20 protein-coding genes are annotated in these 20,417 nt (G+C 54.3%); 10 read left to right on the forward strand and 10 right to left on the reverse strand.

Features of this window, described 5'->3' with window-relative positions:
- Nucleotides 1-66: 66 nt before the first annotated feature.
- The 4 genes from fdnG to fdhE are packed head-to-tail and all read left to right on the forward strand — an operon-like array spanning nucleotide 67 to nucleotide 5,590.
- Nucleotides 67-3,117, forward strand: coding sequence for a formate dehydrogenase-N subunit alpha (gene fdnG, locus ACTJJI_RS23915; protein WP_118284020.1), 3,051 nt, complete (start codon nucleotides 67-69; stop codon nucleotides 3,115-3,117).
- A gap of 12 nt (nucleotides 3,118-3,129) precedes the next feature.
- Nucleotides 3,130-4,032, forward strand: coding sequence for a formate dehydrogenase subunit beta (fdxH, locus tag ACTJJI_RS23920; protein ID WP_014833793.1), 903 nt, complete (start codon nucleotides 3,130-3,132; stop codon nucleotides 4,030-4,032).
- Nucleotides 4,029-4,664 (forward strand): formate dehydrogenase cytochrome b556 subunit, encoded by a 636-nt coding sequence (fdoI, locus tag ACTJJI_RS23925; RefSeq protein WP_014833794.1) that lies wholly within the window; start codon nucleotides 4,029-4,031, stop codon nucleotides 4,662-4,664. The genes fdxH and fdoI overlap by 4 nt, the downstream gene beginning before the upstream one ends.
- Nucleotides 4,661-5,590 carry a formate dehydrogenase accessory protein FdhE gene (gene fdhE, locus ACTJJI_RS23930; RefSeq protein WP_046889538.1) on the forward strand — a complete coding sequence of 310 codons (930 nt, stop codon included), beginning with the start codon at nucleotides 4,661-4,663 and terminating at the stop codon, nucleotides 5,588-5,590. The genes fdoI and fdhE overlap by 4 nt, the downstream gene beginning before the upstream one ends.
- Before the next feature lie 39 nt (nucleotides 5,591-5,629).
- Here the strand turns inward: fdhE and ACTJJI_RS23935 are convergent, their stop codons facing one another.
- Complete coding sequence (locus tag ACTJJI_RS23935) at nucleotides 5,630-6,001, reverse strand: PIN domain-containing protein (protein WP_080346008.1); 372 nt, start codon at nucleotides 5,999-6,001, stop codon at nucleotides 5,630-5,632.
- Between the two features lie 2 nt (nucleotides 6,002-6,003).
- A complete protein-coding gene (locus ACTJJI_RS23940; RefSeq protein ID WP_046889539.1) occupies nucleotides 6,004-6,246 on the reverse strand; it encodes a ribbon-helix-helix domain-containing protein in 243 nt (80 codons plus the stop codon).
- Nucleotides 6,247-6,446: 200 nt separating this feature from the next.
- On the opposite strand from ACTJJI_RS23940, the gene ACTJJI_RS23945 reads away from it, so the two are divergent.
- Complete coding sequence (locus ACTJJI_RS23945) at nucleotides 6,447-7,364, forward strand: alpha/beta hydrolase (protein WP_440655816.1); 918 nt, start codon at nucleotides 6,447-6,449, stop codon at nucleotides 7,362-7,364.
- Between the two features lie 11 nt (nucleotides 7,365-7,375).
- Here ACTJJI_RS23945 and fabY read toward each other — a convergent pair whose 3' ends face one another.
- The 5 genes from fabY to typA form a co-directional block, all read right to left on the reverse strand.
- Entirely contained in the window at nucleotides 7,376-8,317 is a 942-nt protein-coding gene (fabY, locus tag ACTJJI_RS23950) for a fatty acid biosynthesis protein FabY (protein ID WP_013099362.1), read from the reverse strand.
- A gap of 44 nt (nucleotides 8,318-8,361) precedes the next feature.
- Nucleotides 8,362-8,799: a D-aminoacyl-tRNA deacylase gene (gene dtd, locus ACTJJI_RS23955; protein WP_014833798.1), complete on the reverse strand. Its 438-nt coding sequence runs from the start codon at nucleotides 8,797-8,799 to the stop codon at nucleotides 8,362-8,364.
- Nucleotides 8,796-9,677, reverse strand: a complete 882-nt coding sequence (locus tag ACTJJI_RS23960) for a virulence factor BrkB family protein (RefSeq protein WP_014833799.1) — start codon at nucleotides 9,675-9,677, stop codon at nucleotides 8,796-8,798. Before ACTJJI_RS23960 ends, dtd begins: the two co-directional genes overlap by 4 nt.
- Complete coding sequence (gene yihX / locus ACTJJI_RS23965; protein ID WP_014833800.1) at nucleotides 9,671-10,270, reverse strand: glucose-1-phosphatase; 600 nt, start codon at nucleotides 10,268-10,270, stop codon at nucleotides 9,671-9,673. The genes ACTJJI_RS23960 and yihX overlap by 7 nt, the downstream gene beginning before the upstream one ends.
- 131 nt (nucleotides 10,271-10,401) lie before the next feature.
- A complete protein-coding gene (gene typA, locus ACTJJI_RS23970; protein ID WP_014833801.1) occupies nucleotides 10,402-12,225 on the reverse strand; it encodes a ribosome-dependent GTPase TypA in 1,824 nt (607 codons plus the stop codon).
- Between the two features lie 386 nt (nucleotides 12,226-12,611).
- Here typA and glnA point away from each other — a divergent pair, with 386 nt between their 5' ends.
- The 4 genes from glnA to ACTJJI_RS23990 all read left to right on the forward strand — a co-directional run bounded on the left by glnA (nucleotide 12,612) and on the right by ACTJJI_RS23990 (nucleotide 16,901).
- Nucleotides 12,612-14,021: a glutamate--ammonia ligase gene (glnA, locus tag ACTJJI_RS23975; RefSeq protein ID WP_008501856.1), complete on the forward strand. Its 1,410-nt coding sequence runs from the start codon at nucleotides 12,612-12,614 to the stop codon at nucleotides 14,019-14,021.
- Between the two features lie 185 nt (nucleotides 14,022-14,206).
- Nucleotides 14,207-15,256 carry a nitrogen regulation protein NR(II) gene (glnL, locus tag ACTJJI_RS23980; protein WP_014833802.1) on the forward strand — a complete coding sequence of 350 codons (1,050 nt, stop codon included), beginning with the start codon at nucleotides 14,207-14,209 and terminating at the stop codon, nucleotides 15,254-15,256.
- An 11-nt stretch (nucleotides 15,257-15,267) separates the two neighbouring features.
- Nucleotides 15,268-16,680 (forward strand): nitrogen regulation protein NR(I), encoded by a 1,413-nt coding sequence (glnG, locus tag ACTJJI_RS23985; protein WP_013099377.1) that lies wholly within the window; start codon nucleotides 15,268-15,270, stop codon nucleotides 16,678-16,680.
- 110 nt (nucleotides 16,681-16,790) lie between these two features.
- Complete coding sequence (locus ACTJJI_RS23990) at nucleotides 16,791-16,901, forward strand: YshB family small membrane protein (protein WP_032670298.1); 111 nt, start codon at nucleotides 16,791-16,793, stop codon at nucleotides 16,899-16,901.
- 67 nt (nucleotides 16,902-16,968) lie between these two features.
- Here the strand turns inward: ACTJJI_RS23990 and hemN are convergent, their stop codons facing one another.
- Nucleotides 16,969-18,342 carry an oxygen-independent coproporphyrinogen III oxidase gene (gene hemN / locus ACTJJI_RS23995; protein ID WP_440655821.1) on the reverse strand — a complete coding sequence of 458 codons (1,374 nt, stop codon included), beginning with the start codon at nucleotides 18,340-18,342 and terminating at the stop codon, nucleotides 16,969-16,971.
- A gap of 188 nt (nucleotides 18,343-18,530) precedes the next feature.
- Nucleotides 18,531-19,040, reverse strand: coding sequence for a Der GTPase-activating protein YihI (gene yihI, locus ACTJJI_RS24000; RefSeq protein ID WP_440655823.1), 510 nt, complete (start codon nucleotides 19,038-19,040; stop codon nucleotides 18,531-18,533).
- Between the two features lie 578 nt (nucleotides 19,041-19,618).
- Here yihI and yihA point away from each other — a divergent pair.
- Nucleotides 19,619-20,248, forward strand: a complete 630-nt coding sequence (gene yihA / locus ACTJJI_RS24005) for a ribosome biogenesis GTP-binding protein YihA/YsxC (RefSeq protein WP_014833806.1) — start codon at nucleotides 19,619-19,621, stop codon at nucleotides 20,246-20,248.
- A gap of 98 nt (nucleotides 20,249-20,346) precedes the next feature.
- Here yihA and ACTJJI_RS24010 read toward each other — a convergent pair whose 3' ends face one another.
- Nucleotides 20,347-20,394, reverse strand: a complete 48-nt coding sequence (locus ACTJJI_RS24010) for a spot 42 RNA, inhibition of DNA synthesis (RefSeq protein WP_071892919.1) — start codon at nucleotides 20,392-20,394, stop codon at nucleotides 20,347-20,349.
- Nucleotides 20,395-20,417: the final 23 nt, after the last annotated feature.

Raw genomic sequence — 20,417 nt, forward strand, 5'->3', positions numbered from 1 at the left:
GCGGTCATTATTCAACCGCGAAGTCAAAACTACATATGTAAGCAATGTCGAAACAAGGAGTGACCCATGCAGGTCAGCAGAAGGCAGTTCTTTAAGATCTGCGCTGGCGGTATGGCAGGCACCACGGCAGCGGCACTGGGCTTTGCGCCCGGCGTAGCGCTGGCGGAAACGCGGCAGTATAAACTGCTGCGCACCCGTGAAACCCGTAATACCTGTACGTACTGCTCTGTCGGTTGCGGGCTGTTAATGTATAGCCTCGGCGACGGTGCTAAAAACGCCAAAGCGTCTATCTTCCACATCGAGGGCGACCCGGACCACCCGGTCAACCGCGGCGCGCTGTGCCCGAAAGGGGCCGGTCTGGTGGACTTTATCCACTCCGAAAGCCGCCTGAAATTCCCGGAATATCGCGCGCCAGGCTCCGATAAATGGCAGCAAATTAGCTGGGAAGAGGCATTTGACCGCATCGCTAAACTGATTAAAGAAGACCGCGATGCCAACTTTGTTGAGAAGAACGCCGACGGCGTCACGGTCAACCGCTGGCTCTCCACCGGGATGCTGTGTGCCTCCGCTTCCAGTAACGAAACCGGTTATTTAACCCAGAAATTTACGCGCGCACTCGGTATGCTCGCGGTCGACAACCAGGCGCGTGTCTGACACGGACCAACGGTAGCAAGTCTTGCTCCAACATTTGGTCGCGGTGCGATGACCAACCACTGGGTCGACATCAAGAACGCCAACCTCATTGTGGTGATGGGCGGTAACGCCGCTGAAGCGCACCCTGTCGGGTTCCGCTGGGCGATGGAAGCCAAAATCCACAACGGTGCGAAACTGATTGTGATCGATCCCCGCTTTACGCGTACGGCGTCAGTGGCGGATTTCTACACCCCTATTCGTTCAGGTACTGACATCACTTTCCTGTCAGGCGTATTGCTGTACCTGATGACCAACGAAAAATATAACCGCGAATACACCGAAGCCTATACCAACGCCAGCCTGATCGTGCGTGAGGATTACCACTTCGAAGATGGCCTGTTCAGCGGTTACGACGCCGAAAAACGCAAGTACGACAAAACCAGCTGGAACTACGAGCTGGACGAGAAAGGCTTTGCGAAGCGCGACACCACCCTGCAACACCCGCGCTGCGTATGGAACCTGCTGAAAGAGCACGTTTCCCGCTATACGCCGGACGTTGTTGAAAACATCTGTGGTACCCCAAAGGCTGACTTCCTGAAGGTCTGCGAGCTTATCGCCGAAACCAGCGCCAAAGACAAAACCGCGTCGTTCCTGTATGCCCTCGGCTGGACGCAACACTCCATTGGTGCGCAGAACATTCGTACCATGGCGATGGTGCAGCTGTTGCTCGGCAACATGGGGATGGCAGGCGGCGGCGTGAACGCCCTGCGCGGTCACTCCAACATTCAGGGTCTGACCGACCTTGGTCTGCTGTCTCAAAGCCTGCCGGGTTATATGAACCTGCCAAGCGAGAAACAACCGGACCTGCAAACCTACCTGACAGCCAGCACGCCTAAACCGCTACTCGAAGGCCAGGTGAACTACTGGGGCAACTATCCGAAGTTCTTCGTCTCGATGATGAAAGCCTTCTTCGGCGACAAAGCGACGGCAGAAAACAGCTGGGGCTTTGACTGGCTGCCGAAGTGGGACAAAGGTTACGACGTTCTGCAATATTTCGAGATGATGCATCAGGGCAAAGTGAACGGCTATCTGTGCCAGGGCTTCAACCCGGTGGCCTCGTTCCCGAACAAGAACAAGGTTGTTGAGTCGCTGTCGAAACTGAAGTTCCTGGTGACGATTGACCCGCTCAATACCGAGACCTCGACCTTCTGGCAGAACCATGGCGAATCGAACGACGTCGATCCGTCGAAGATTCAGACCGAAGTGTTCCGTCTGCCATCCACCTGCTTCGCGGAAGAGAACGGTTCTATCGTCAACTCCGGACGCTGGCTGCAGTGGCACTGGAAAGGTGCGGACGCCCCGGGCATCGCCATGAACGACGGCGAGATCCTGGCCGGTATCTTCTTACGCCTGCGTAAGATGTACGCGGCAGAAGGCGGTGCGAACCCGGAACCGGTTCTGAACATGACCTGGAACTACTCGACGCCAGAAAATCCAGCGCCTGAAGAAGTGGCGATGGAGAGCAACGGTAAGGCGCTGGCGGACGTTATCGACCCGGCCACCGGTACCGTGCTGGCGAAGAAAGGCGATCAGCTCAGCACCTTCGCGCACCTGCGTGATGACGGCACCACCTCAAGTGGCTGCTGGATCTTCGCCGGTAGCTGGACGCCGAAAGGCAACCAGATGGCCAACCGCGACAACGCTGACCCATCGGGCCTCGGCAATACGCTGGGCTGGGCATGGGCATGGCCGCTGAACCGTCGCATTCTCTATAACCGTGCGTCTGCAGACCCGCAGGGCAACCCGTGGGATCCGAAGCGTCAGCTGCTGAAATGGGACGGCGCAAAATGGGGCGGCGTGGATATTCCGGACTACAGTACTGCCGCACCAGGCAGCGACGTTGGGCCGTTTATCATGCAGCCTGAAGGGATGGGACGTCTGTTTGCTATCGACAAGATGGCGGAAGGGCCGTTCCCGGAACACTATGAGCCGTTTGAGACGCCGCTGGGCACTAACCCGCTGCACCCGAACGTGGTCTCTAACCCGGCTGCCCGTATCTTCAAGGGCGACTTTGAAGCGCTGGGTAAAAAGGACAAGTTCCCGTACGTGGGCACCACTTACCGTCTGACCGAACACTTCCACTACTGGACCAAGCACGCGCTGCTTAACGCCATCGCGCAGCCGGAACAGTTTGTGGAGATTGGCGAGAAGCTGGCGAACAAGCTCGGCATTGCCCATGGCGATACCGTGAAGGTCTCCTCTAACCGTGGCTATATCAAGGCCAAGGCGGTAGTGACCAAGCGTATTCGCACGCTGAACGTTCACGGTCAGCAGGTGGATACCATCGGTATTCCGATTCACTGGGGTTATGAGGGCGTGGCGAAGAAAGGGTTTATCGCTAACACCCTGACGCCATTCGTCGGTGATGCGAACACGCAGACGCCGGAGTTTAAGGCCTTCCTCGTGAATGTGGAAAAGGTGTAACGGAGACGACTTATGGCTTATCAATCTCAGGACATTATTCGTCGTTCCGCGACTAACGGTTTCACCCCCGCGCCTCAGGCGCGGGACCACCAGCAGGAAGTGGCGAAGCTTATCGACGTGACTACCTGTATCGGCTGTAAAGCCTGTCAGGTGGCCTGTTCCGAGTGGAACGACCTCCGTGACGAAGTGGGTCACAACGTCGGGGTGTACGACAACCCGGCGGACCTGACCGCGAAGTCCTGGACGGTGATGCGTTTCTCGGAAGTGGAGCAGAACGACAAACTGGAATGGCTTATCCGCAAAGACGGCTGTATGCACTGCGCGGATCCGGGCTGCCTGAAGGCGTGTCCGTCAGAAGGGGCTATCATTCAGTATGCCAACGGTATCGTCGACTTCCAGTCCGAGCAGTGCATTGGCTGCGGCTACTGCATCGCGGGCTGCCCGTTCGACGTACCGCGTCTGAACCCGGAAGACAACCGCGTCTACAAATGTACGCTGTGCGTTGACCGCGTGAACGTTGGCCAGGAGCCAGCCTGCGTGAAGACCTGTCCAACCGGCGCTATCCACTTTGGCTCCAAAGAGGATATGAAAACGCTGGCGGCCGAACGCGTGGGCGAACTGAAAACCCGTGGTTACGATAACGCTGGCCTGTACGATCCGGCCGGTGTGGGTGGTACGCACGTCATGTACGTATTGCACCATGCCGACAAACCGAATCTGTATCACGGCCTGCCGGAGAACCCGGAAATCAGCGCCACCGTGAAATTCTGGAAAGGCATCTGGAAACCGCTGGCGGCGGTGGGCTTTGCTGCCACCTTCGCGGCGAGCATCTTCCATTACGTCGGTGTCGGTCCGAACCGCGCGGAAGAGGAAGACGATAACCTGCATGAAGAGAAAGACGAGGTGCGCAAATGAAAAAACGTGACACCATCGTGCGCTACACCGCGCCGGAACGCATCAACCACTGGGTCACCGCCTTCTGCTTCATGCTGGCGGCGATAAGCGGGCTGGGTTTCTTCTTCCCGTCCTTTAACTGGCTGATGCAAATCCTGGGGACACCGCAGCTGGCGCGTATCCTGCACCCGTTTGTTGGCGTCATCATGTTCGCGTCGTTCATCATCATGTTTTTCCGTTACTGGCACCATAACCTAATCAATCGGGATGATATCTTTTGGGCGAAGAATATTCGTAAGATCGTCGTCAACGAGGAAGTGGGTGATACCGGGCGTTATAACTTCGGCCAGAAGTGCGTATTCTGGGCGGCGATTATCTTCCTGGTCCTGTTGCTGGTCAGCGGCGTGATCATCTGGCGTCCGTATTTTGCGCCTGCTTTCTCAATCCCGGTGATCCGATTCGCGCTGATGCTGCATTCATTTGCCGCAGTGGCGTTAATTGTGGTTATCATGGTGCATATTTACGCCGCCCTCTGGGTGAAAGGCACCATTACCGCGATGGTGGAAGGCTGGGTCACCAGCACGTGGGCGAAGAAACATCACCCGCGCTGGTACCGTGAAGTCCGCCAGAAACAGGAAAAGTCATCTGAATGAGTATTCGCATAATCCCGCAAGATGAGCTGGGGTCGAGCGAGAAACGCACGGCGGAATATATTCCGCCGTTGTTATTCCCCAGACTCAAGAACCTCTACAACCGCCGCGCAGAGCGTCTGCGCGAGCTGGCAGAGAACAACCCGCTGGGCGATTTTCTGCGTTTTGCCGCGCTGGTTGCCCATGCGCAGGAAGTGGTGCTGTACGACCACCCGCTGCAAATGGACCTGACGGCGCGCATCAAAGAAGCCAGTGAGCAGGGCAAACCGCCGCTGGATATTCATGTGCTGCCACGTGATAAGCACTGGCACAAACTGCTGCATTCGCTGATTGCCGAACTGAAGCCAGAGATGAGCGGCACCGCGCTGGCGGTGATTGAAAATCTCGAAAAAGCCTCCGATCTGGAACTGGAAGAGATGGCAAGTGCGCTGTTTGCTTCTGATTTCTCGCAGGTCAGCAGTGATAAAGCGCCGTTTATCTGGGCGGCGCTGTCGCTCTACTGGGCACAAATGGCCAGCCTGATCCCCGGCAAAGCGCGCGCCGAATACGGTGAAGCACGTCAGTTCTGCCCGGTGTGTGGCTCAATGCCGGTGTCCAGCATGGTACAAATCGGCACCACTCAGGGCCTGCGCTACCTGCATTGCAACCTGTGTGAAACCGAGTGGCACGTGGTGCGCGTGAAGTGCAGCAACTGCGAGCAGACCCGCGATCTCAACTACTGGTCGCTGGAAAATGAAGACGCGGCGGTGAAAGCCGAAAGCTGCGGCGACTGCGGCACGTACCTGAAGATTCTGTATCAGGAAAAAGACCCGAAAGTTGAAGCGGTGGCCGACGATCTCGCCTCGCTGATTCTTGACGCGAAGATGGAGCAGGAGGGCTTTGCCCGTAGCTCGATTAACCCGTTCCTGTTCCCGGGTGAAGGGGAGTAATCTCCTGTGAGAGTGCCGGGCGGCGCGAGCTTGCCCGGCCTACAGTTGATAAGGCGTAACGACCTCATCAATACCCGCAAAATCTTTCGTATTTCGAGAAATCAACGGACATTTTCTGCTCTGGGCTGTGGCCAGAATGATAGCATCAGGCAGTTTCATTCCATGTTTTTCACGCAGTAAAACGCTTCTTTCCGCAATATCCCGAGACACATCGATAATTTCAAAAGCGCCCATCACGGCTGCCGTTTTCGCTTCATGTCCATGCCTGCGTGCGCCCACCATCACTTCCATCCAGGTAATTAAGCTGATGGCTCGATGTGCCGCGGCATGATCAATCGCATCCGCAGCTTCGACACGGTTGTTGAAGAGATCAATGAGGATATTGGTATCAAACACGGCCATATTAGTCATGATCACCATTCCTCACGCAGCTTACGTTCATACTCCAGACCGTCCTCTTTCTTGTCGCCCCACAGGCCAAGCGCATCGCGGATAACAGACGAACTCTGCTGGTCGAGATACAGTTCTATCGCTTCCCGTAGCAGCTCAGCGCGCGGTTGATTTCGCAGTTGCTTGAGGTTATCCAGCCGTTGAATCACATCATCAGATAAATCGATCAGTATTCTGCCCATATCAAGTTCCGCCAAAACACTCATATATCACCTTAGTATATCATCCGCGGTTAATTTTCAGGCAAAATACACCTTATCAATTTAGGGTTAAAGGGCATTTTTTCGGGAATAATCAATTTTGCGAGCCGCTTTCCATAACGTTCACATCCTCAGATTTCGCTGTTTTCATCTGCAGTAAATCAGGCTATAAAGCTGTATATACATACAGATAAAAGGACATCATCATGGCACTGGAAAAGGGTATAGATAAGCTTGTACAGGATTTTATCGCTGCAGGCCGACCTTCCGCGCGAAAGCAGAGTATTGATGACCGAAGAGCCGGATATGTAGCCAGCACCGTACTTTCCGGCGAGACCGAAACCCGCGTGCAGGTTGAAACACTTGTCATTGATGGCCTTACCTTTCGGGTATTTTCACCTCTCAATAGCCCTGAAACGTTACCCTGTGCCCTCTACTACCATGGCGGTTGTTTTGTCAGCGGTGGGTTTGAAACCCATGACAATCAGCTTCGCCAGCAGGCGTTCTACGGTCATTGTCGGGTGATTGCGGTTCAGTACAGGCTCGCACCGGAGCATACGTTCCCCGCCGCGCATGACGACGCAGAGAGAGCGGCGGATCTTGTCTGGCAAAATTCAGAAAAATTAGGTGTAGATAAAAACCGGATGACGCTGTGTGGAGACAGTGCAGGAGGCCATCTGGCGCTGGTAACGGCGCTGCGGCTCAAGGCTAAAGGCCTCTGGAACCCGGCGCAGCTCATTCTTATCTACCCCATGCTTGATGCCACGGCGAGTTTCGAAAGCTATACCCTCAATGGCCTGGACTACGTTATCACGCGCGATACGCTGCTGAGTGGTTATGAGATGTACCTGGCAGAGACAGACCGCCTGCATCCTGAAGCCAGTCCACTCTGGCGGGATGATTTTAACGGCCTGCCGCCGGTACACATTATTACCGCCGAGTACGATCCGCTATGCGACGAGGGTGAAACGCTTTATCAACATATGACAGAACAAGGGGTTATGTGCACTACGCAACGTTGGCTGGGCGTGATCCACGGCTTCTTCCAGCTTGGCGGCGTTAGTCCATCGGCGCGAGACGTTCTTCGGGACATCGCCTGGCGGATAAACACCGCCCGGCGATAACAACGGGGAGCTTATTCCTCCTCGTTCCCGCCCTCTTCATACGCGCCAAAGGGCTTCGCAGGGAGAACGATATAGGTGCCTTCAAACACCGCGCCTGGGGTTTCATCGCCAAAGAGTTCAACCTGCATCTGTACACGGGCTTTGCGGCCGCGCGCCAGACGGTCAAGATCGCCGCCCAGGGAACCGAGATCGGCTACGGCACTGGGCTTGCCGCTTATCGGTGCGCTGTAGCGTATATGGGCATCTGCCAGGATGATCGTGCCGCCAAGGTGACGTTCACGCAGCATCAGCCAGATAAGCCCCCAGCCGGTGAGTGTGGCCAGCGAAAACAGGCTGCCAGCAAACAGCGTGTGGTGCGGGTTCTGGTTGCCGGTTTCCGGCATGGTGGTAATGAATTTTTGCCCGGTGTACTGCTGAATTCGCACCCCCATCTTTTCACTCAGAGGGATGTGCTGATACCAGGCTTGCTGTAACTGCCCGCACCAGTCGGCGCGATGGAGAATATCATCCAGCGTGGCGATGGGTTTGATCATCAGAAAGTGACGAATCGGCGTGGTTTGCGGGGTCGTAATTTCGCCCTGGTTAACAAAACCGAGTTTAGCGAAGAACTCAACGGCATCTTCGCGGGCGCTACAGGTCACGCGTTTGACACCTTCCTGACGAGCCACAGACTCCAGGGTCATCGCCATCAGCGTGCCTAACCCTTTATCCTGCACGGAGGGATGAACCGCCATAAAACGAATAGAGGCTTCGTTATCGGCGTTAATATACAGACGCCCGACGGCAACGAGGTTACCCTCTTCGTCCATCACCATCTGGTGATGTGCCATGGCGTCCCAGGCGTCGCGCTCAGACCCTTTAGGCTGATGTAATGGCTTGCGCAGCATTTCCCAGCGGAACTGGTAATAGGCTTCTAACTCTTCTTCCGTTTGCGGTACTCGAAGGTGATACATAGCTGTACTCTCTCTTGTTACCCGCGGCCACGCCGCCAGTTGGCTCATACCTGGAGCCAGAATGTGACGGGGCCATCGTTCACCAGCGATACCTGCATATCTGCAGCAAATCGTCCGGTTTGCGTATTCATTTCCTGTTGGCGACAACGCTCAACAAAGTAGTCGTAAAGCGCTTCTGCCCGATCCGGGGCCGCACCTTTTGAGAAACTCGGGCGCATGCCGCGTTCGGTATCGGCGGCCAGCGTGAACTGAGAAACCACCAGCACGCTTCCGCCCGATTGCTGGACGTTAAGGTTCATCTTGCCTTCCGCATCGCTAAAGATACGGTAGCCCAGCACGCGTTCACATAAGCGGTTGGCTTTTTGTTCGTCGTCATCCTTTTCGACACCTAACAACACCAAAAGTCCTGGGCCAATTTCACCCGTCACCTCTCCCTCCACGGTGACGCTGGCACGGGTTACGCGCTGTATCAATGCAATCATGGTTGGTCTGCTTCTTGTTGTTTTTCAGCTTCTGCTGCTTTTTTAAGTTCGCGGTATACGCCGAGAGTGACAGTTATTTCCGCACCAAGCAAGACGATACACCAGGTCCAGTAAACCCAGACAAACAAAATGGGGATCACCGCCAGCACGCCATAAATCAGCTGATAGGAGGGGAACATGGTGATGTAAAGGGCAAACCCCTTCTTACCCAGTTCGAAAAGCACTGCAGCCACCAGCGCCCCGACAACCGCATCACGGTTCGGCACGCGCGTGGTCGGCACCACACTGTAGAGCAGCCAGAAAGAGAGCCACGATAAAATCAGCGGGAAAATACGTAAAACGTTATCAATGGCACCATTGAGATCGCTGGCCCAACGCAGCGAAAGCAGATAGGAGCTGATCGCGAGGCTCGCCCCCGCCAGCAACGGGCCGAGGGTTAAAATCATCCAGTAAACAGCAAAGGAGTAGACCTTCGGGCGGATTTTTTTGCTCCGCCAGATAGTATTAAGCGCACTGTCGATGGAGTACATCAGCAGCAGCGCGGTGACGATAAGGCCGCACGCCCCCACAGCCGTCATCTTGCTGGAGTTGGCAACGAACTGCTCAATGTAGTTCTGGATAACATCCCCGGTTGCAGGGATAAAATTCGCAAAGACAAAATGACGCAGTTGCAGGCTGACGTCTGCAAACATCGGAAAGGCGGAAAAAAGCGCAAAAATAACCGCCACCAGCGGTACCAGGGAGAGCAACGACACGTAGGCGAGGTTACCCGCCAGCGTGGTCATGTTGTCCTCATCAATACGGTGCCAGAGGAGTTTTAGCCATGCCCTGAGCGGGCGAGTATGATGCGTGGCTTTTTGATGAACGGTTTTTAGCATAACTGCTTCGCAAAGTAGTTCGGTATCGTCTCTTTTCCGGTCACCAGAATTGACGTAATACCCAACTGGTTAGCTCCCTCTATATTATCGGCATTGTCATCGAAAAAGACCGCATCGGACGCGGAGAATCCTTCCGCTTGCAGAACAGCCTGATAAATTCGCGCTTCGGGTTTACGCATCCCCATCTCCTGAGAGAGATAGATTTTGTCTGCCGCAGCCTTAACTTCAGGGTATTCTTCAGGCCAGAACGTGGTGTGCAGGCGGTTGGTATTCGACAGCACGACGACCCGGTGACCCTGCTCGCGAAGTTTATGCATGATGTCGATAACCTCAGGGCGGATAGCGACAAATACAGCCTGCCAGCCATGGGAGAACTGTTCGTAGCTTAACGGCAGATCCATTTCCTGGCACAGACGTTCAGCAAACACTTCATCGCTGATCTCACCCCGTTCATGCTGATGGAATGTCTCGCCCATGGCGAAACTCTGTTTTAACGTCGCCAGCGGGACACGGCTAAAATCGCTCCATGCGCCCAGCACCCGATTGAAATCGATATCGACGATTACATTTCCTAAGTCAAAGATATAAAGCATGTTTATCTCCTGCTCGCCGTGGAAAAGTAACTGTAGCGGGAAAGATAAGCTTTGGCTATGAAGTACGCACAGGGTAGAAAAAGAAAAACCCCGCCACAAGGACGGGGTTTTGTTGACCAGAGAGGAGTGTATTACTCTTCTTTCGCACCGCGCATTGCACGTTTACGATCGTTCTCGGTCAGGTGACGTTTACGGATACGGATAGACAGTGGAGTCACTTCTACCAATTCGTCGTCATCGATGAATTCCAGAGCCTGCTCCAGCGTCATCTTGATCGGTGGAACCAGAACCGTTGCTTCGTCAGTACCGGACGCACGCATGTTGGTCAGTTTCTTACCGGTCAGGCAGTTTACAGTCAGGTCGTTAGAACGACTGTGAATACCGATGATCTGGCCTTCATACACTTCAGCACCGTGACCCAGGAACAGCTTACCGCGATCCTGCAGACCGAACAGCGCAAACGCAACCGCTTTACCCTGACCGTTGGAGATCAGCACGCCGTTGTTACGCTGGCCCACTTCGCCCGGACGTACGTCGTCGTAGTGGCTGAAGGTGGAGTACAGCAGACCGGTACCGGAAGTCATGGTCATGAACTCAGAACGGAAGCCGATCAGGCCACGGCTTGGGATCACGTAGTCGAGACGTACGCGGCCTTTGCCATCTGGATTCATGTTTTTCAGGTCGCCTTTACGCTCACCCAGAGCCTGCATCACAGAACCCTGGTGCTGCTCTTCAACGTCCAGCGTTACGTTTTCGAACGGCTCTTGTTTACGGCCGTCGATCTCGCGGAAGATAACTTTCGGACGGGAAACCGCCATTTCGAAACCTTCACGACGCATGTTTTCGATCAGAACAGACAGGTGCAGCTCACCACGACCGGAAACGCGGAATGCATCAGCGTCTTCGGTTTCTTCAACGCGCAGTGCAACGTTATGCACCAGCTCTTTGTTCAGGCGGTCAAGGATCTGACGAGAGGTAACGAATTTACCTTCTTTACCACAGAACGGAGAGGTGTTGACGTTGAAGAACATGGTTACCGTCGGTTCATCAACAGACAGGGCTGGCAGCGCTTCCACGTTCTGCGGGTCGCAGATGGTGTCAGAGATGTTCAGCTCGCCCAGACCGGTGATCGCGATGATGTCGCCCGCTTCAGCCAGATCGCTGTCGATACGCTCCAGACCCAGGTGAGTCAGCACTTTGCCCACTTTACCGTTACGGGTTTTGCCTTCGCTATCGATGATAGTAACCTGCTGGTTCGGCTTCACTTTACCGCGCTTGATGCGGCCGATACCGATAACGCCAACGTAGTTGTTGTAGTCCAGCTGGGAGATCTGCATCTGCAGTGGACCATCGAGATCAACATCCGGAGCCGGTACGTGATCGACAATCGCCTGATACAGCGGGGTCATGTCTTCCGCCATATTTTCGTGATCCAGACCCGCAATACCATTCAGCGCCGAAGCGTAGATGATAGGGAAGTCCAGCTGCTCGTCGGTCGCATCAAGGTTAACGAACAGGTCGAACACCTGATCAACAACCCAGTCAGGACGTGCGCCAGGACGGTCAACCTTGTTGATAACAACAATAGGCTTCAGGCCATGGGCAAATGCTTTTTTGGTCACGAAACGCGTTTGCGGCATTGGGCCGTCAAAGGCGTCAACCACCAGCAGCACGGAATCCACCATGGACATCACGCGCTCAACTTCACCACCGAAGTCGGCGTGCCCTGGGGTATCAACGATGTTGATACGGTAGTCATTCCATTTGATAGCGGTGTTTTTCGCGAGGATGGTAATCCCACGCTCTTTCTCCAAATCGTTGGAGTCCATCACACGCTCTTGAGTTTCGGCACGAGCATCAAACGTACCGGATTGCTGCAGCAGCTTATCAACCAGGGTAGTTTTACCATGGTCAACGTGCGCGATGATGGCGATGTTACGCAAATTTTCGATCACAACTTTGCCTCAGGCATTAGAAATAGCGCGTTATTGTACACGGATTAATCGCACTACAAAACAGGATCACAAACATCCCCCGCAAACAAGTATTGCAGAGATGCTTTGTGATCGCTTTCACGGAGCGTAAAAAGGGCACTTTAACGAAAATTGCACCAATATGGTGCTCAGTGTTCACACTGAAGCACTATACTGGTGCAACATAACCATTGTGGTGCAGCACTTTTGCACTATGGTGCGCATGATAACGCCTTTTTGGGGTGTTTTAAAAGTTGGCACAGATTTCGCTTTATAAAAATACGGCAAAAAGATGGCCTCATAGCCACCTTGATAGAAGTTGAAGACCTCGTTACCACGACGACAATGACCAATCTGGAGAGTTAAGTATGTCCGCTGAACACGTTTTGACGATGCTGAACGAACATGAAGTGAAGTTTGTTGATCTGCGCTTCACTGATACCAAAGGTAAAGAACAACACGTCACAATTCCTGCTCATCAGGTAAACGCCGAATTCTTTGAAGAAGGCAAAATGTTTGACGGCTCCTCCATTGGTGGCTGGAAAGGCATTAACGAATCTGACATGGTTCTGATGCCAGACGCGACCACGGCGGTCATTGATCCATTCTTCGAAGAGCCAACCCTGATCATCCGTTGCGATATCCTCGAGCCAGGCACGCTGCAGGGCTACGACCGCGACCCACGCTCCATCGCTAAACGCGCTGAAGAGTACCTGCGTTCTACTGGCATCGCAGACACCGTTCTGTTCGGGCCAGAACCAGAATTCTTCCTGTTCGATGACATTCGTTTCGGTGCCTCTATCTCTGGCTCCCACGTGGCTATCGACGACATCGAAGGTGCATGGAACTCCTCCACCAAATACGAAGGTGGTAACAAAGGTCACCGTCCTGGCGTGAAAGGCGGTTACTTCCCGGTTCCTCCGGTCGATTCCGCACAGGACATCCGTTCCACCATGTGTCTGGTGATGGAAGAGATGGGCCTGGTGGTAGAAGCTCACCACCACGAAGTGGCGACTGCGGGTCAGAACGAAGTGGCAACCCGCTTCAACACCATGACCAAAAAAGCGGACGAAATTCAGATCTACAAATACGTTGTGCACAACGTTGCGCACCGTTTCGGTAAAACCGCGACCTTCATGCCAAAACCAATGTTTGGCGACAACGGTTCCGGTATGCACTGCCACATGTCCCTGTCCAAGAACGGTACCAACCTGTTCTCTGGTGACAAATATGCAGGTCTGTCTGAGCAGGCGCTGTACTACATTGGCGGCGTAATCAAACACGCTAAAGCGATCAACGCCCTGGCGAACCCAACCACCAACTCTTACAAGCGTCTGGTCCCAGGCTACGAAGCACCTGTTATGCTGGCTTACTCTGCACGTAACCGTTCTGCTTCTATCCGTATCCCGGTGGTGGCTTCTCCTAAAGCGCGTCGTATCGAAGTGCGCTTCCCGGATCCAGCGGCTAACCCATACCTGTGCTTCGCAGCACTGCTGATGGCCGGTCTGGACGGTATCAAGAACAAGATCCACCCAGGCGAAGCGATGGACAAAAACCTGTACGACCTGCCACCAGAAGAAGCGAAAGAGATCCCACAGGTTGCTGGCTCTCTGGAAGAAGCCCTGCAGGCGCTGGACGCAGACCGCGAGTTCCTGACTGCGGGTGGCGTATTCACTGATGACGCTATCGATGCCTACATCGCCCTGCGTACTGAAGAGAACGACCGCGTGCGCATGACTCCGCATCCGGTTGAATTCGAACTGTACTACAGCGTTTAAGTTACAACGGGTTTCGCGCCACTCTTCAGGCGCGGCCCCGAAAGCTTTTTTTTGTTGCCGTGGAAACTTTCAGCCCATCTCCGGATGGGCTTTTTTCTCCACCAACAACCTGATCTCACGCGCTTTTTACGACGAAAAAGCTATACTGCACTAAATTAGTGCAACCAACTCCAGGAGACTGCTGAATGGCAACTGGCACGCTGCCCGATGCTGGGCAGATCCTCAATTCTTTAATTAACAGCATTTTGCTGGTCGATGACGAGCTGGCTGTTCATTACGCCAACCCGGCGGCGCAGCAACTGCTCGCCCAAAGCGCACGCAAACTGTTTGGCACTCCGCTGCCAGAATTATTGAGCTATTTTTCGCTGAACATTGGCCTGATGCAGGAAAGTCTGCAGGCCGGTCAGGGGTTCACCGATAACGAAGTGACGCTGGTCATCGACGGGCGCTCGCATATTTTGTCGCTCACCGCGCAACGTCTTCCTGAAGGGTTGATCCTGCTCGAAATGGCGCCGATGGACAATCAGCGCCGACTGAGCCAGGAGCAACTTCAACATGCGCAGCAAATTGCCGCCCGCGATCTGGTGCGGGGCCTGGCGCATGAAATCAAAAATCCGCTGGGCGGATTACGCGGGGCGGCGCAGCTGTTAACCAAAGCGCTGCCGGACCCTGCGCTGGCGGAGTATACCAACGTCATCATTGAGCAGGCCGACCGTCTGCGCAACCTGGTTGACCGCCTCCTCGGGCCGCAACAGCCAGGCATGCACGTTTCAGAAAGCATTCATAAAGTCGCTGAGCGGGTGGTGAAACTCGTTTCGATGGAGCTGCCGGAGAACGTCACCCTGGTGCGGGATTATGACCCCAGCCTGCCGGAACTGGCGCACGATCCGGACCAGATTGAGCAGGTCCTGTTGAATATTGTGCGTAATGCGCTGCAGGCTCTGGGACCGGAAGGCGGCGAAATCATTTTGCGTACCCGTACCGCATTCCAGCTCACCTTGCATGGCGTGCGCTATCGGCTGGCGGCACGCATCGACGTTGAGGATAACGGGCCGGGGATCCCGTCTCATCTGCAGGACACCCTGTTCTACCCGATGGTCAGCGGTCGCGAAGGCGGTACCGGGCTGGGGTTATCCATTGCCCGCAGTTTGATCGATCAACACTCTGGAAAAATTGAATTTACCAGTTGGCCGGGACATACCGAGTTTTCGGTTTTCCTGCCGATTAAAAAATAAAGGTGACGTTTATGCAACGAGGGATAGTCTGGGTAGTCGATGACGATAGCTCCATCCGTTGGGTGCTTGAACGCGCGCTCACAGGAGCGGGATTAAGCTGCACGACGTTTGAGAGCGGCAGCGAAGTGCTCGACGCACTCACCACCAAAACGCCGGATGTTCTGCTGTCGGATATTCGTATGCCGGGTATGGACGGGCTGGCGCTTTTAAAGCAGATCAAACAACGCCACCCGATGCTTCCGGTCATCATAATGACGGCACACTCCGATCTGGATGCCGCCGTGAGCGCCTATCAGCAAGGGGCATTCGATTACCTGCCCAAACCGTTTGATATCGACGAAGCGGTCGCGCTGGTTGAGCGTGCCATTAGCCATTACCAGGAGCAGCAACAGCCCCGTAATGCGCCCGATTTCGGCCCTACCACGGACATCATTGGCGAAGCACCGGCCATGCAGGATGTGTTTCGCATTATTGGCCGTCTGTCGCGTTCGTCCATCAGCGTACTGATTAACGGTGAATCGGGAACCGGGAAAGAGTTGGTCGCGCACGCCTTACATCGCCACAGCCCGCGGGCAAAAGCGCCGTTTATCGCCCTCAATATGGCGGCGATCCCGAAGGATTTGATTGAATCCGAACTGTTCGGCCACGAGAAAGGGGCATTTACCGGTGCGAATACCATTCGTCAGGGCCGCTTCGAACAGGCAGATGGGGGGACATTATTCCTGGATGAAATTGGCGATATGCCGCTGGATGTTCAGACCCGCCTTCTGCGTGTGCTGGCCGACGGACAGTTTTATCGCGTAGGCGGTTATGCGCCAGTGAAAGTGGATGTGCGCATTATTGCCGCGACGCACCAGAACCTGGAGCAACGCGTGCAGGAGGGTAAATTCCGTGAGGATTTATTCCATCGCCTGAACGTTATTCGCGTCCATCTGCCGCCGTTACGTGAACGCCGTGAAGATATTCCTCGCCTGGCACGTCACTTCCTGCAGGTTGCCGCGCGTGAACTGGGTGTAGAAGCTAAACAGCTTCACCCGGAAACCGATGCCGCCCTCACCCGCCTGGCCTGGCCGGGGAACGTGCGTCAGCTGGAAAACACCTGTCGTTGGCTCACCGTCATGGCCGCCGGACAGGAGGTATTGATTCAGGATTTACCGGCTGAGCTTTTTGAAGCGACCGCGCCCGAAAGCAGCACAGGCCATGCGCTGCCGGACAGCTGGGCGACGCTGCTGGCACAGTGGGCCGACCGCGCGCTGCGTTCCGGTCATCAAAATTTGCTTTCTGAGGCGCAGCCGGAGATGGAACGCACGTTGTTAACCACCGCGCTCCGTCATACGCAGGGCCATAAACAGGAAGCAGCCCGCCTGCTGGGATGGGGACGTAATACCCTGACACGCAAGCTTAAAGAGCTGGGAATGGAGTGATTTTCACTTCTGTGTAAAGATTATTAATTGAGCGCAAATTGCCGTTATTTTGCGCTTTACTGTGTCGATGAGTTTTGTATGATCGTGCCCGGAAATTGGGGGTGAACATCATGCTGGAAACATTAGTCAATATGCTCTCTAGCGGAGCAGCTGAAAGCCACACGCCGCAAACCGCAGTTGCTGCTGTGTTGTGTGCGGCGCTGGTTGGGCTGTTTAGCTAGCGGGTAAAAATGTAAAAGCCGGGTGGCGGCTTCGCCTTACCCGGCCTACGTTTCGCGCTTTTGCGGCTTAAATCACCCGCGAGAACTGCTGCAGACGCGCTTTCTGGCGAAGGTAAGCGTCAAAGCACATGCAGATATTACGAATCAACAAACGCCCTTTCGGCGTGACCTCAATCGCACTCTCCGACACATCCACCAGCCCGTCTTTCGCCAGCGGCGCCAGGAGCTTCAGGTCTTCTGCAAAATAATCGCTGAAGTGCAGATCCCACAGCGACTCAACGTCGCTGAAATCGAGACGGAAGTTGCAGATAAGCGCCTTAATCACATCACGACGAATGCAGTCGTCACGTGTTAACGCGATGCCGCGCCACAGCGCGTTGCCCTTTTCATCCACCTGCTGATAGTACAGCTTCAACTCTTTCTGGTTCTGCGCGTAGCAGTCACCAATCATGCTGATGGCGGAAACGCCCATCCCCAGCAAATCGGTATCGCCCTGGGTGGTGTAACCCTGGAAGTTACGATGCAGTACCCCTTCGCGCTGAGCAATGGCCAGCTCGTCATCCGGACGGGCAAAGTGATCCATGCCAATAAACTGATAGCCGGTTTCGGTCAGCGAGGTAATGGTTTCCTGCAGAATATCCAGCTTCTGTTGAGCAGAAGGCAGATCGGCATCTTTGATTTTGCGCTGCGCGGCAAAGAGCGTCGGCAGATGCGCATAATTAAATACGCTCAGGCGGTCCGGGTTGAGTTCGGCTACGCGTTTAAGCGTGAAAGCAAAGCTGTCCGGCGTCTGCTTTGGCAGGCCGTATATCAGGTCGATATTGGTTGAGGTGAAACCAATTTCACGCGCATGGTTGAGTAAGGCAAAGATAAATTCTTCGTCCTGCTCGCGGTTCACCAGACGCTGGACCTCTTTATTGAAGTCCTGCACGCCCATACTCAGGCGATTGAAGCCTTCGGCACGTAAATGATCCAGCACATCCAGCTCGATTTCTCGCGGATCGACCTCGATCGAGATTTCTGCATCTTCCTTAAAATTGAAGTGGCCGCGTAAAAGCGCCATCAAGCGGCTGATCTGTGCTTTATTCAGATAGGTTGGCGTACCGCCGCCCCAGTGAAGCTGGCTGACGTGACGACCAGTAAACAACGGCGCGCGGTGCAAAATTTCCTGCTCCAGTGCATCCAGATACTGATCGGCTTTATGCTGCTGACGGGTGACGATTTTATTGCAGCCACAGAAGTAGCAGAGTTTATGGCAGAACGGAATATGGACGTAGAGCGACAGCGGGCGCTCTGGATAGCGCGCGATAGCCTGCTGAAACTCATCCTCGCCGAAGGCATCAGAGAATTCCAGCGCGGTAGGGTATGACGTATAACGCGGCCCGGAATAGTTATACTTCTGGATCAGGGCCAAATCCCAGTCGATAGATGGTACAGACATGCTCACTCCTTCCGTTGGTGTCGCGTTCGTATACGGCGGCCCGTTCTGGCTCCATTGCGGACCATCATTCGGGTGCGCAGCCACTTCTGTCGCCGCGACAACCGCCGTAGTTTAACGAATAACCACACCAGATAACATATAACCGGAAGGGTTATAAGCAGGACTATCGTTCCTGCCGGGTGCAAATGTTAGTTTCCACCCTTCAGAAGACGCATCATATCTTCCTGCTTTTCGTCTTCTTCTTCGTCATCGTCGTATGACAGGCCCAGCTTCTGCATCAGTTCATCGATGCGATCCAGTTTGGCATCCACCCATGACTGCTCGTCGGCGGTCAGGGTTTCACCCTCTTCAAGACGTTCCAGCAGCGCGTCCAGGCGCTCATCGTTCTCCAGCAAATCCAGCTCAGCCTGCGGTGAAAGCATAGGTTTCTCGCTCTTTGGTTTGTGCTGCTTAGTGACCGGGGTGTCTGTCACGCCCAGTGGAATGGGAGTTTTACTGCCGATACGCGGATCTTTCTGCGGCTTATTTTTCGCAGAAGCGCCAGATGCACCGCCACCGTTTGCACGGCTACCCGCAGCATGACCGCGATGTTTTTTATCGCGTTTGCGATCGCGCGCTTCCTGGTTCAGTTCTTCGCGCGTTTTGCGGCGTGCTTTGGCAGGGCGTTTAGCGCCCGCTGCGGAGGTCGGTTTTTTCATGATGTTTTATCTTTAAGTCGTTTTCTTCAGTATAGAATTGCGGCGAAATCTAGCAGAAAGCAAGCAAAGAAAAAAGGCGACAGAGCAATCTGTCGCCTTTTTTCCTGACTCACAACCCTTAACGGGTCAGACATTCCGTGTTTGCCTACAACAAACCCTGTTTATCCTTTGGCTGATACCGTCCGTGTACGGTTCCCTTTCCTGTTAAAACGCCTCCAGGCGCTGGTCATCCTGACAATCCTGCGTCTTCGCCTCCTGGCGCTCCTGACCCTTATCCCTAAGTCCTTATCCTGTTGGCACCCCCGCCTTGACGCACACTTTACCTTGTTCAGTTAAACTAACAAGCAACGAAAGAGTACAAAAACGGATTTTCAGATAATGACTCAATATTAATCCTATGATTTAAAACAGTTTGTATTTTTTTACACCTGCGATTTCTCTGAAATCTCCCATAGTATTAATAGCCGATCTCTCACATCGGCCAGGGCTTAAGCCTACAGGCCAGGTACAATGAAAAAAGCCTTTTGCCCGCATTCAGGTATAATCCCCCGCAGATTACGATTTTTGGAGACGACCACGTGACTACCTGGAACTACCAACAGACGCATTTTGTCACCAGTGCGCCCGATATTCGCCACCTGCCTTCTGATACCGGCATCGAAGTGGCCTTTGCTGGCCGCTCGAATGCGGGTAAATCCAGCGCGCTGAATACGCTGACCAATCAGAAGAGCCTGGCGCGTACCTCAAAAACACCTGGCCGAACTCAGCTCATTAACCTGTTTGAAGTGGCTGAAGGCAAACGCCTGGTCGACTTACCGGGGTACGGTTACGCGCAGGTACCGGAAGAGATGAAGATCAAGTGGCAGCGTGCGCTGGGTGAATACCTGGAAAAACGCATGTGCCTGAAAGGTCTGGTCGTGCTGATGGATATCCGTCACCCGCTGAAAGACCTTGATCAGCAGATGATCGACTGGGCTGTCGCAAGTGATATTGCTGTTCTGGTGCTGCTGACAAAAGCGGATAAGCTGGCGAGCGGCGCGCGTAAAGCGCAGGTGAATATGGTTCGCGAAGCAGTACTGGCCTTCAATGGTGACGTGCAGGTTGAGCCGTTCTCCTCGCTGAAAAAGCAGGGGGTGGATAAGCTGCGTCAGAAGCTCGATAGCTGGTTCAACGAGCTGGAACCCGCGACAGAAGCGGAAGAAGAGTAATACCCGGCGCGGAAATGTCCGCGCTTTTTTTTGTCTGTCATTTTCTTTGCCGCAATAAAAAACGCCCCAGTCATTACTGACTGGGGCGGCTAAAATATTCAGCCAAATCCGATTACGTGAAGTAAAAGGTCTGAAAGATAGAACATCTTACCTCTGTACCCTACGCCGC

The organism is Enterobacter sp. 22466 (genome assembly GCF_052044775.1).
GTDB lineage: Bacteria > Pseudomonadota > Gammaproteobacteria > Enterobacterales > Enterobacteriaceae > Enterobacter > Enterobacter dissolvens.